The sequence below is a fragment of the Streptomyces sp. NPDC036984 genome, from assembly GCF_055607665.1.
In genome coordinates this window covers 172,795-185,179 of sequence record NZ_JBVJRL010000015.1, presented here as the reverse complement: position 1 = coordinate 185,179, position 12,385 = coordinate 172,795, and the positions used below count along the sequence as shown (strand labels likewise).

Genomic DNA, 12,385 nt, shown 5'->3' with positions numbered 1-12,385 from the left:
GAGCCGAGAAGGAGGCGACGATGAGCGACCAGCAGCCGGAGCAGACGCCGATGGCGGACGACGCCTACCAGCCCACCGGAACCAACGAGGAGCAGGAGGACGCCGGCCCCCTGGATCTCCAGGACGCGCTCGACGAACGCACCTACGACGACATGCTGGACGAGGGCTACTCCCCGCCCGAACGCCCCCTGGGCGTCACCAAGTACGGCACCACCGCAGCCGAGCAGCACGCGGGGGAGACCCTGGACGAACGGCTCGGCCAGGAGATCCCGGACGTGACCCCACCGGCCGGCGACGAGGTCGGTGACCTGCCCGGCGGCGAGGGCGAACCGGTCGACCCCGAGGCGGGCGAGTCCCGCGCCGGCCGCCTGGTCGCCCCGGACGAGGGCGCCCACACGGACACCGTCAAGGAAGAGATCGCCCAGGACGTGGGCATCGACGGGGGAGCGGCCGGGGCGGAGGAAGCGGCGGTCCATGTCGTACCGGACGAGACGGCCCTGCCCGAGTAGACCGAGCCCGCAGGGCCGGGCCCGCGGACGAAGCGACGGCGAGCGGGTACGACACCGGCCGGGCACGCTCGTGCCCGGCCGGTCTCCCCGTTCGCTTACGTCTGTCGTTCCCCGGATCGCCCTAGGGCAGCAGCTTCTCGATGGCCGCCGGGCCCTCCGACTCCAGCTTGCGCCGCGCCCAGTCGAGGGTCTTCGGTGTGACGTCCCTGCCCGCCGCCATCACCAGGTCCTCGGGGGTGACATCCCTCGAGGGTGCGGAGTGGAGCAGGGCGTCCGGGGTGCAGACGTCGTCCGCCATACGGGACTCTCCAGGTGTGGATGTCGACATGATGCCTCCTCCTCGGTCCGGATGACCGCATCCGTGCCGGTGCCGCCGAACGGGGCACACTCTCACCATTGCCCCCCGCGGCGCACCCTGCATCCGGAAGCGCCTCGGGGGCGGGTGACGAGCGCCTTCCCACGCCACAGGAAACCACTCGCTTCTAAGCTGGAAAACACCCCGCACACTGGAAAACGCCTCGCAAGCGGATAAACCCGCCGCAAGCAGGGAAAACCACCGGGAGGTCGCCGATGGCTGCGACGCCGTTCGCCCAGGACGCCCCCAGCGCCCGCTACCTGCCCATCGCCGAGCACGGACTCATCGGCGACCTGCGCAGTGTCGCCCTCGTCGGGACCAACGGCACGATCGACTGGTACTGCTGCCCCTCCTTCGACTCCCCCAGCGTCTTCGCGGCGATCCTCGACGCCGAGCGCGGCGGCCGCTTCGAGCTGGCCGCCTCCGTACCGGCGCGCACCAAGCAGTTCTACTTCCCCGACACGAACGTGCTGATCACCCGCTTCTTCACGGAGGACGGCGTCGGCGAGGTGCAGGACTTCATGCCCGTCTGCTGCGAAAGCCCGGGCGAGGTGCGCCGCCACCGGCTGATCCGGCGTGTGGTGTGCGTCCGCGGAACCGTGCCGTTCCGGGCCCTGATCGCCCCGCGCTTCAACTACGGCGCCGACCCGCACACCCTGCGCTCCCTGGACGGCGTGATCCTGTTCGAGTCCCCGGAGCGGTCCCTCGCGCTCACCTCCACCATCGCGATGGAGAATGACGACCGCGACGCGCGGGCCGACTTCAAGCTGAGCGAGGGCGAGACGGCCGTCTTCGCCGTCGACCAGCTCGACGACGAGGTGAGGCCCCGCGGCTGCGCCCACACCGAGGCGGAGCAGGAGTTCAACGCCACCGTCGTCTACTGGCGCAGATGGCTGCACCAGTCCCGCTACCGGGGCCGCTGGCGCGAGATGGTGCACCGCTCCGCCCTCACCCTGAAGCTCCTCACCTACGCCCCCACCGGCGCCATCGTCGCCGCGCCCACCACCAGCCTGCCCGAGCAGCTCGGCGGTGAGCGGAACTGGGACTACCGCTATGTGTGGGTGCGCGACGCCGCCTTCGCCGTCTACGCACTGCTCAGGCTCGGCTTCAGCGGCGAGGCCGAGGGGTTCATGAGGTTCGTGACCACGCACATCACCCCCTGCGACGGCTCCGCCCCCGCCCCGCTTCAGATCATGTACGGCATCGACGGCCGCACCGACCTGCCGGAACGCGATCTGCCGCATCTGGAAGGGCACCAGGGCTCCGCACCCGTCCGGGTCGGCAACGCCGCCGTGGACCAGCTCCAACTCGACATCTACGGCGCCCTGATCGACTCCATCTACCTCTACGACAAGTGGGCGCAGCCCATCTCCAGCGGACAGTGGGACGACGTGTGCCGCCTGGTCGAGTGGGTCTGCGACCACTGGGACCAGCCCGACGAGGGCGTGTGGGAGACCCGCGGCGGCCGCAAGAACTTCCTGTACTCGCGCCTGATGTGCTGGGTCGCGATCGAGCGCGCCATCCGCCTCGCCAACCACCGCGGGCTGCCCGCCGATCACCGGCGCTGGCGCCAGGCCCGGGACGCGATCTACCGGCGGATCATGGACCGCGGCTGGTCCGAGCGCCGGGGCGCCTTCGTTCAGTACGAGGACAGCGACGTCCTCGACGCCTCCGTGCTGATGATGCCGCTCGCCAAGTTCATCGCCCCCACCGACCCCAAGTGGCTGTCCACCCTGGACGCCCTCACCGAGGACCTCGTCTCCGACTCCCTCGTCTACCGCTACGACCCGCAGGCCAGCCCCGACGGACTCCGCGGCGACGAAGGCACCTTCTCCATCTGTTCCTTCTGGTACGTCGAGGCACTCGTCCGCGCCGGCCGGCTCGACGAAGCCCGGCTCGCCTTCGAGAAGATGCTCACCTACGCCAACCATCTCGGCCTGTACGCCGAGGAGATCGGCCGCACCGGCGAACAACAGGGCAACTTCCCGCAGGCGTTCACCCACCTGTCCCTCATCAGCGCCGCGTTCAACCTCGACCGCGCCCTCGGCTGAATCCTCCCACCCGTCCCGCCCCGCCCCCGGCGCCCGCTTCGGCGCGGTGCCCGACGAGTGGCCGACTGTCCCCCGATCGGTCGGTGTGTCCGCAGGTCGCACGGGTACCCGGGGGGCCCAAGCGAATCGGCACAGGGTCGACAGAAGGAGGAGACCCCGGATGACCAGCACCAGCGAGACCGGCGACGTCACCGGCACCCGCGACAAGGACTACAACCTCATCTGGTACGTCGAGGCGTGCCTGAGCAACGCCCTGCGACTGGAGCAGTACATCCAGGACGCCGAGCGAGACAAGGACAGCGAAGTCGCGGACCTGTTCCGCAAGGCCCAGGCCGACAGCCGCAAGGGCGCCGAACTGGGCAAGCAGCTGCTGCGCTCGCGGCTGAACGGCGGCTGATTCCGCCTCGCTCAGGCGAACCGGGAACTCCGGGAAGGGCCCGGCGGACCGGGCGTGTCCGGCCGCCGTCCGACCACGCACCCTGAGGGGCAGCGGGCCGGCACGGCGGACCGCGCGTCCGCGCCCGCCGGGCCCCGCGTCATGCCCTGAGCCTCCCGGCGCCGGCCGGTCCCGCACCGCTCAGGGCAGCGACTGCTCCGCCCAGATCACCTTGCCGTGCGGGGTGTACCGGGTGCCCCAGCGCCCGGCGAGCTGGGCCACCAGGAACAGTCCCCGGCCGCCCTCGTCGGTGCCGGCCGCGTACCGCAGATGCGGCGAGGTCGTGCTGCGGTCGGAGACCTCGCAGATCAGGGTGCGGTCGCGCAGCAGCCGTACCCCGATCGGGCCGCGCCCGTACCGGATGGCGTTGGTGACCAACTCGCTCAGGATCAGCTCCGTCGTGAACGCCAGCTCGTCCAGATCCCAGTCGGCCAGCCGCCGGGTCACCGAGGCCCGCACCTCCGACACGGCCGCCGGATCGGACGGCACCTGCCACTGCGCGACCCGGTCGTCGCCCAGCACCCGGGTACGGGCGACGATCAGCGCCACGTCGTCGCTCGGCCGTGCCGGAAGCCGGTCCAGCACGGTACGGCAGGTGTCCTCCGGGGAGGCGCCCGGCGTCCGGCGCAGGGCGTCGCACAGCAGGCCGAGCCCCTCGTCGATGTCCCGCTCCCGGTCCTCCACCAGCCCGTCGGTGTACAGCACCAGCCGGCTGCCCTCCGCCAGCTCCAGCTCCGCCGTCTCGAACGGCAGCCCGCCCAGGCCCAGCGGCGGACCCGCGGGCACGTCCGGGAAGTCCACACCGCCGTCCGGACCCACCAGCGCGGGCGGCGGATGCCCGGCCCGGGCCATGGTGCACAGCCGGGACACCGGGTCGTAGATCGCGTACAGGCAGGTCGCGCCCGTCACCACCGCCGCCTCCTCGGCCGGGGTGTCGTCCTGGTCGATCCGGCCGACCAGCTCGTCCAGCAGGCCGAGCAGTTCGTCCGGCGGCAGGTCCAGCGACGAGAAGTTGTGCACGGCCGTGCGCAGCCGGCCCATCGTCGCCGCCGCGTGCAGCCCGTGGCCCACCACATCGCCGACGACGAGGGCCACCCGGGCACCGGACAGCGGCAGCACGTCGAACCAGTCGCCGCCCACCCCGGCCTGGGCCGGCAGATAGCGGTAGGCGATCTCCAGGGCGCCCTGCTCGGGCAGGGAACGCGGCAGCAGACTGCGCTGGAGGGTGACCGCCATGCTGTGCTCGCGGGTGTACCGGCGGGCGTTGTCGATGGACACCGCCGCCCGCGCCACCAGCTCCTCCGCGAGGGCCAGCTCCTCGGCGTCGAACGGCTGCGGCTTCTCCCCCCGCCAGAAGTTCGCCACGCCCAGCACCAGACTGCCCGCCCGCAGCGGCACGGTGACCAGCGAGTGGATGCCGTACGCCAGCACCTGGTCGGTCCGCTCCAGATCCTGCGCCCGCCAGCCGGGCTCCTCCCGCAGCCGCGGCACCACGACCGACTGCCCGGTCGTCAGCGCCCTGGCCTGCGGCGAGGTGGCCACGAACCGGATCCGCTCGCCGACCGGGTACAGCGGGGCGTCCTTGCGGACGCCCACACAGGCCGAGCGGCGCAGCGCCGTCCCCGGCCGCGGCTCCTCACCGCTCAGCACCGCGTCGAACAGGTCCACGGTCGCGAAGTCCGCGAACCGGGGCACCGCCACCCGTGCCAGCTCCTCCGCGGTACGGGTCACGTCCAGGCTGGTGCCGATGCCCACCCCGGCGTCGTACAGCATGTTCAATCGCTCCCGGGCCACCTCCGCGCGGCCGGACAGGGCGCGCAGCTCCGTGGAGTCGCGCAGCGTGGTGACGCTGCCGGGCGGGCCGCCGCGCAGGTCCGTGGGCCGCTGGTTGATCGCCAGCAGGCGGTCCTTGACCAGGTGCACCTCGTCCGTGGCGACCCGCCCCGAGGCAAGCAGCCCCGCCGTCTCGTCGTCCAGACCCAGCTCCAGCACGTTGCGCCGCTCGGCGTCCGCGGGCAGGTCCAGCAGCCGGTGCGCCTCGTCGTTGGCCAGCAGCAGCCGGCCGTCACCGCCGACGATCAGCACACCCTCCCGGACCGCGTGCAGCACCGCGTCGTGGTGCTCGTACATCCGGGTCATCTCGTACGGCCCGAGCCCGCGCGTCTGGCGCAGCAGCCGTCTGCTGACCAGGGCCGTGCCCGCGGTGGCCAGGGCGAGCGCGGCGGCCGCCGCGGCGAGGAGCAGCGGCAGCTGCTGGTCGGCGGCGCCGCCCACGTGGGCGGTGGTGATCCCGGCCGAGACCAGGCCCACCACCTTGCCGGCCGCGTCCTTCACCGGCACCACGACCTGCACCAGCGGGCCGATCGTGCCGGTGATGTGCTCGGTGACCGTGCCGCCGGCCAGGGCCGGGGCGATGGTGCCGACGAACTTCTTGCCGATGCGGTCGGTCTTGGGGTGCGTGTAGCGGATGCCGTCGGTGTTCATCACGACGATGAAGTCCACGCCGGTCGCCTTGCGGGCGGCCTCCGCCTTCGGCTGGAGCAGGGCCGTCGGATGCGCGGAGCGCAGCGCCGCGACCGTGCCGGGCGCGTTGGCGAACGTCTCGGCCACGGCGAGGGAGCGGTTGGTGGCCTCGACATCGCTGTCGTGCCGCACCTGGAGCACCTGGGCCACCGCGGCCGACACGACCAGCAGCAGCACGATGACCACCTGGAGCAGGAACACCTGCCCGGCCACGCTGCGCCCGGTCACCGCCGACCGCAGCACCCCCGGCCGGCTGGCGCCCGGACCGCGTTCCAGCCGCGGTGGGACGTGCGGTGCGCGCGGGTGCCCGAGGGAACGGAGCGGCCTAGTCGCGGGCCGGCCGGGCAGTCGCACCATGAGCCCATGTCTACACTGCCCGGCTCCATCCGGCGAGACCGTCGCCCGAGGCGGGCGACGGCCGATCGGACGGCAGGGGGCCGGCCGCGCCGCTGCGGCGGCCTGCCCCCTGCCGTCCGCCGCTGCGGGGCGGCCGGGCACGGCCGGGTGCGGTCAGGCGCGGTCACCGGCTGTCACGCGGGTGCCGTGCGGCGGGCGGCGAGGAGGAGGGCCACGTCGTCGGGGCGGTCGGCGGCCTGCCGGGCGGTCGCCGTGAGCCGGTCGGCGACGTCGGCCAGGGACCGTCCGCCGGGCCGGCCGGCGGCGGCACCGGCCCCGGACAGCGCCAGCCGCAGCGCCGTGATGCCCTCGTCGATGTCCGCGCCGGGCCGTTCCACCAGGCCGTCGGTGTAGAGGGCGAGGATCGCGTCCGGCTCCAGCAGCAGCTCGGTCACCGGGTACCGGGCCTGCGGGTCCACGCCGAGGACGACACCGCCCGGGATGTCCAGCAGCCGGGTCCGGCCGTCGGGGCAGCGCAGCACCGGCGGCGGATGACCCGCCCGGGCGATCCGCGCCAGGCCGGTCGCGGGGTCCAGGCGCAGATAGCAGCAGCTGGCGAACTGGCCGGGGTCGAGGTCGATGAGCAGCAGGTTCGTGCCGCTCAGCACCTCGTCCGGCGGCCGGTCGCCCAGCGCGAACGCCCGGACGGCGCTGCGCAGCTGGCCCATGGTGGCCGCCGCCTGCACCCCGTGCCCCTGCACATCACCGATGACCAGCGCGAGCCCGTCCCCGGCCCCGACCACGTCGTACCAGTCGCCGCCCACGTCCATGCCCTGGGTGCCCGGCAGATACCGGCCCGCGGTCTCCACCCCCGGGTGCGTCGACAGCCGGCGCGGCAGCAGAGCCTGCTGGAGCCCCCGAGCCAGGGCCGCCTCGCTGTCGTAGCGGCGCGCCCGCTCCATCGCGTGCGCGATCAGCCCGGCGAGCGCGGTGAGGACCGTACGCTCCTCCGTGCTGAAGCTGCGCGGGCGGTCGAAGCCGAGGATGCAGGAGCCCACCGGCCGGCCCGAGGCGATCAGCGGCAGGAAGGCACGGGCCCCCTCGTGGGCGTCGAGCGCGAGGCCCGGATAGGACGCCGCGATCTGCTGCATGGACTCGAAGAACAGCGGCCGGCCGGTGGTCAGGGTCTCCACGCCCGGGATGCGCGCGTCCAGGCCGACGCCGTCGAACGGCGCGAGGAAGCCCTGCGGGAACCCGGTCTCCCAGGCCAGGTACAGATGCCGGTCCTGGAGCAGGTAGATGGCCAGCCGCCGGCCCCCGAACGCGGGCAGCAGCTCCTGCATGACCACCGCCGACACCTGCCGGGCGGTCACCGCGTCCGTCAGCGCGATGGCCAGCGCGATCGGCCGGTACAGCGGCGCGATCGCACGGCCGCCCTCCTCCGGGACGTGCGCGTCGGTGACCGGCTGCGCCGTGGGATCCATGCGGGTGGCCGGGACGAGTGTGCAGGTCAGCAGGTCCGTGCCGGGATGCACCGACACGGCCAGCCAGTCGCCCTCACCGGGTGCGTCCCGGCCTTCGGCCGGCCGTTGTGCGTGGAAGTGCACCGCCTCGGGCGAGAGCAGGGCGCCGCGCAGGTGATCGTCGTACGGCGGCCCGGTCAGCCAGGGCATCGCCTCCCACAGCGGGCGTCCGAGCAGCCACTCCCGCTCCCGGCCCGCGAGCCGGGCCGCGGCCGGGTTGACGTACACGATCAGCCCCATCCGGTCCAGGCAGAACACGCCCTGGGGCAGCAGGTCGGCCGCACCGTCCGCGGAGACGGCCGGACCGGGGTCGAACACCACCCCGCCCACCGCCGGACCGACGGCGTCGGCACCGGCCGGCCACAGGTCCAGCAGCCGCGGGGTGCCGTCCTGGGCCCGCAGGCTCAGCGGCGCGCCGGGCGGCACCCCGGCGGCCGCGTCGCGCAGCGCGGCCAGGACGCGGTGCGCGTCGTCCGGGGCCACGGCGTCCGCGAGCGCCCGAGCCGTCCCCGCGAACTCGCCCGGGCGCAGACCGAGGAGTGCGTGCAGCCGGTCGTCGGCGCGCACCGCGGAGGTCGCCGGGTCCCAGCTGAACCGTCCCAGGGCGGCCCGCGCGGGCCGGCTCGCGGGCGGCCGCACGCACTGCGGCTCCCCCTCCCAGAAGACCGCGCTCTCGTCGCCGTCGACCAGGCCGAGCAGTTCCGCGCCCAGCCCCTCGGCGAGCCGGGCGAGCCGTTCCCGGTCGGGGAACTCGTCGGCGCTGTCCGTCCCCGCCGGGCACAGCACGGTGAGCACCCCCAGCGGCTCGGTACCGCCCGGCACCGGCACGTGCACGGACCCGAACGGGAACGGCAGACCGGCCGCGAACTGCGGATACCGGCGCATGGTCTCGGTGGCGTTCGGGAGCACGACTTGGACGCCGAGCCGGTAGGCGTCGGCGACGGGGAACGGACGGTCGACGTGCAGCCGCCACCAGGGCCTGAACAGCGGGCCGGGCAGCCCCACGATCACCGCCAGACGCAGCAGTCCCGGGGTGCCGGACCGCAGATACACCCCCGCCACCCGGCCGCCGGCCGCGCCGAGGGCACCGGTGCAGGCGTCGGTCAGCAGCGCGGCCAGCTGGGCCTGCGCGCGACCCCCCTGCTCGCCGCTCCCCGCCATCGGCCCTACCTCGTCCCGTGCGCCTCAGGGTGGATGACACAGCAAGAATGCGCCTCCGGACGCGCGGAACGCACCTGGGAGGGGCGGCGACGAGGGCACGGGCCGCAGGGGCGCGGGCCCGAGGGTGCGCAACGGGTGCCGGTGGTGGGAGGCGGGGGAGGGGCCGCCGGATCGCCACCGGATCGCCTCACACCAGTGCCGCGCCCGAGTGGCGAGGCCCCGGCCCCGCTCCTAGTAATGGACTGCGTAATGCCGCGGCCGCATACGGGGGCGCAGGTGCGGCCGCACCCTTCTCCTGGAGCCGAGATGACCACCCGCTCTTCGTCCTCCCGTCCCGACGACTCGCTGATACCTCCGGCACCCGCCGCCACCGGCGTCCCCACCCCGTCCCCCCAGCTCCTCACCCTGCCGCTGCGGCCTGCCGGGGAACCTCCCGACACCTCCCCCGCGGAGAAGCCCGCGGAGGAGAGTTCATACGGCGGTCCCCTGCACGGCGGTCCCCTGCACGGCGGTCCCCTGCACGGCGATCCTCTGCACGGCCTGGTCCGCGCGGCCGTAGCCGACCGGCCGCTGGAGGACGTCATCCGGCTCATCACCCTGCTGGAGCGCTCACCCGAGCACGCACGGACCACGGCCGACGCGCTGCGCGCGGTCGGGGTCGACCGGTCCGTGGAGGACGTCACCCGCCTGGTGACCCTGCTGACCAGGCCGCCGCGGGACACCGGCAGCGCCGACGAGGCCATCCGGGCCGCCGCCGAGCGCCGCCCCTTGGAGGACGTCTCCCGGCTGATGCAGTTGCTGCACCGCAACCCGGTGCAACCGCACTGCGGGGAGGCGGCGGTGCGGGCGGTGGCCGTCCACCGGCCCGTCGAGGAACTCGCCGAGCTGATCACCCGGCTGGCCGCGGACCGGGCGAGCAGCGAGCGCCCGCCGCCCGAGCCGGCGAGCCCGGAGCCCGCCGACGGGTGGTCCGCGCCCCAGGCCGGAGCGACGGCAGCAGCGGCAGCGGCGGCGCCGAGCCCACAGGTCCGGCCCGCGAAGGACAAGCCCGCCGATGTCCGGCCCTCCCATGTCCGGTTCGCCGATGTCCGGTCCACCAGGAAGCGGAACCGCAAGGAGCGGCCGGCGGATCGGAGGCGGGCCGCGGACGGCCTGGCTCCGGCGGTGTGCGTGTGGGACGGCCGGGGTGCCGCGCTGCTGATGGTCCTGTGCGGGGTGGCCCACGCCCCGCGCTACTGGGCCGGGCTGTCCCGCGGTGCCTTCGGGGCCACCCTGCTCGCCTCGGCGCTCTGCGGTCTGCTGGCCCTCGCCCTCACCTCGCGGGCGGCGTCGGCCCGGCTCGTCGCGGCGACGGCCGCCGTCGGGGTCACCGCGGTGCTGGCCGCCGGGCAGATGCTCGGCGGACGGTTCGGCCTGCCGGCCACGGCCCGGCTGGAGGCGGCGGCCCTGGCTCCGCCCTGGCTCGCCGGCACGGTGGCCGCGGCAGCGGCGCTCGCGGCCCTGACGGTCCTGTGCACCGGGCTGACGAGGCGTGGCACCCGTGCGGGCGACGGCCGCTGAGACCGTCACTGCGGCTCGGCTCGGCTCGGCCCGGCCCGGCCGGGAGGGGCGGGGCCGGCGCATCACGTCGACGACCGCGTCGCGTCCCGGGTCGTCGGGGAACCGGGGATGCCGGTGAACACCCACCGCAGCGCACCAGGATGCGGCGGCGGCCGGTCAGGGCGCGGTCGTCTCCCGCGGCAGCGGCCGGGCGGCGCGCAGGCTGCGCAGAGCGAGGAGCAGGACGCCGATGTCGTCCAGGTAGACCGGGTCGGGCAGCAGGTCGACGGGGAGCAGCAGATACGCGACCGCACCCCAGAACACCCACCGCGGCCCCGTCGGCAGCCCGGCCTGCCGCAGCGTCCGCCGGGCCCGCACCAGCCGTACCAGCAGACCGACGGCGACGGCGAGCAGCACCGCCGCGACGACGGCCCCGATCACCAGCAGAGTCGTGGTCGTGTCCATCCTGGCTCCCTCTCCGTGCCGGAGCGCTACGCCGAACGGTCCTCCGCTTCGCCGCCGGCGGCGCCCGTGCCGTCGTCCTCCCGCACGTCGTCTTCCCGCATGTCGTCCTTCCGCACGTCGTCCTCGCGCGCGTCGTCCTTCCGCACGTCGTTCTCCCGCGCGTCGCCGGCCGGTGTGGCGTGCGGCGAGGCGTCCGACGGGGACGCCGGCTGCTGCCGGCTCTTGGCCGTGAGCTTGAGCCGTTCGAACGTCCGCGTCAGCTGCTGGAGCGCGCCCGGTGTCCGGGAGCCGGGCCGCTGCTGCGGCACGGCGGGCGCGGGGACGTCCCGGTAGGCGGCCAGCGCCTCCAGCGCCTGCTCGGCGGCCTGCTTGTACAGGTCCCGCGACTTCGTCATCGCCTCCAGCGCCTCGGCGTACATGGCGACCAGCCGCCGCTCGCGCTCCAGTTGCTCCTGAAGGGTCAACAGGGTCCAGTTCTCGCGCAGGTCGGTCAGTGCCTCCTCGGCGTCCCGCGGCAGGGGTCGGGACAGGGCGACGAAGTTGCGCAGGGCCGCGACGAGTTCGGCAGGCTCGGTGCCGTCCAGAAAGACGTTGCGCACGCTGTGGTCCCGGCCGTCGTAGTCCTCCGGCGCCGGATCCGGTGGCAGCAGCACCGCGCCGCCGCGCGGCACCTCCACGCCGAGGTCCTTCAGCGCCCAGTTGACGGCGCGCAGCTGCTGCGGGGCGGCCCGGTGCTCGATCACCCGGTGCCTCAGGCCGGCCGGCAGCAGACCCGTCAGCGGCAGCCGGCCCCGCTCGTCCGGCGTCATCGCCTCGTGCACGACGACGTTCACGCACCAGGCCTCGCGGGCCGCGTCCCGCAGCCGGCGCCGCATCTCCTTGTCGTCCTGGGGCAGCGCGTTGACCTGCCGGAAGCGCAGACCGGCGACCGTGGCGTGATGGTCCCAGAAGCCGTCGCCGCCCTCGCCCGAGTCGCCTTCGCCCGAGCCGCCCTCGGGCCAGAACAGGGTTGCAGGAGAGGGCCACGCGTCGTCCCACGGCTGTTCCGCCTCCGCGACCAGCCGCCACTCGTGCCCCTGCGGCCGGTCCCGACGCGGTACGAGGGTGAGCCGGGCCCGCACGGTCACCGTGCCGCCGGCCCGCCAGCGTGCCTCGAAGATCTGCGGGGCCGGGTCCCCGGCCGCGGGCGGCTCGGCGAAGTCGTCGATGTCCCCGTTCTCCTTGCGCCGGCGCAGGGTGCGGCGGACGACGTCCTCGGGAGCGGGACCCGTGTGGCGGCCCCGGGCCGCCCAGAGGGTCTGCGGGATGGTGGCGTGGTCGGTGGCGGAGTTCGACATGAGCCAATCTGCTGATGGGGGCGGGTGCGTCTCCCAGTATCACCGTTCGGCGGGCCGATCCGTCGGCCGGGGCCCGGCCCCGCGCGTCGTCCGGGTGTGCGTCCAGCGCACGGGGTGCGCGCCGCACGCCCGGGGCGTGCGCGCTGCGCA

9 protein-coding genes are annotated in these 12,385 nt (G+C 74.5%); 4 read left to right on the top strand and 5 right to left on the bottom strand.

The genetic code is table 11. The features are described from left to right. Positions 1-20 precede the first annotated feature (20 nt). A complete protein-coding gene (locus tag ACZ7DL_RS26140) occupies positions 21-509 on the top strand; it encodes a DUF5709 domain-containing protein (RefSeq protein ID WP_470777537.1) in 489 nt (162 codons plus the stop codon). Between the two features lie 121 nt (positions 510-630). On the opposite strand, the gene ACZ7DL_RS26135 is transcribed toward ACZ7DL_RS26140, so the two are convergent. After that, positions 631-837, bottom strand: coding sequence for a hypothetical protein (locus ACZ7DL_RS26135; RefSeq protein ID WP_470777535.1), 207 nt, complete (start codon positions 835-837; stop codon positions 631-633). Between the two features lie 242 nt (positions 838-1,079). Here ACZ7DL_RS26135 and ACZ7DL_RS26130 point away from each other — a divergent pair, with 242 nt between their 5' ends. Both ACZ7DL_RS26130 and ACZ7DL_RS26125 read left to right on the top strand, forming a co-directional pair. Continuing rightward, positions 1,080-2,915 (top strand): glycoside hydrolase family 15 protein, encoded by a 1,836-nt coding sequence (locus tag ACZ7DL_RS26130; RefSeq protein ID WP_470777533.1) that lies wholly within the window; start codon positions 1,080-1,082, stop codon positions 2,913-2,915. Positions 2,916-3,075: 160 nt separating this feature from the next. Beyond that, entirely contained in the window at positions 3,076-3,312 is a 237-nt protein-coding gene (locus ACZ7DL_RS26125; protein ID WP_470777531.1) for a hypothetical protein, read from the top strand. Positions 3,313-3,492: 180 nt separating this feature from the next. On the opposite strand, the gene ACZ7DL_RS26120 is transcribed toward ACZ7DL_RS26125, so the two are convergent. Together ACZ7DL_RS26120 and ACZ7DL_RS26115 are read right to left on the bottom strand one after the other, a co-directional pair. After that, positions 3,493-6,231 carry a SpoIIE family protein phosphatase gene (locus ACZ7DL_RS26120; protein WP_470777529.1) on the bottom strand — a complete coding sequence of 913 codons (2,739 nt, stop codon included), beginning with the start codon at positions 6,229-6,231 and terminating at the stop codon, positions 3,493-3,495. Between the two features lie 173 nt (positions 6,232-6,404). Next, positions 6,405-8,894, bottom strand: coding sequence for a SpoIIE family protein phosphatase (locus ACZ7DL_RS26115; RefSeq protein WP_470777527.1), 2,490 nt, complete (start codon positions 8,892-8,894; stop codon positions 6,405-6,407). 306 nt (positions 8,895-9,200) lie between these two features. Here ACZ7DL_RS26115 and ACZ7DL_RS26110 point away from each other — a divergent pair, with 306 nt between their 5' ends. Beyond that, positions 9,201-10,454 carry a hypothetical protein gene (locus ACZ7DL_RS26110; protein ID WP_470777525.1) on the top strand — a complete coding sequence of 418 codons (1,254 nt, stop codon included), beginning with the start codon at positions 9,201-9,203 and terminating at the stop codon, positions 10,452-10,454. Between the two features lie 156 nt (positions 10,455-10,610). Here the strand turns inward: ACZ7DL_RS26110 and ACZ7DL_RS26105 are convergent, their stop codons facing one another. Further along, on the bottom strand, positions 10,611-10,898 hold the full coding sequence (locus ACZ7DL_RS26105) for a DUF1232 domain-containing protein (protein ID WP_470777524.1): 288 nt from the start codon (positions 10,896-10,898) through the stop codon (positions 10,611-10,613). 26 nt (positions 10,899-10,924) lie between these two features. Beyond that, entirely contained in the window at positions 10,925-12,235 is a 1,311-nt protein-coding gene (locus tag ACZ7DL_RS26100) for a hypothetical protein (protein ID WP_470777523.1), read from the bottom strand. Positions 12,236-12,385 lie beyond the last annotated feature (150 nt).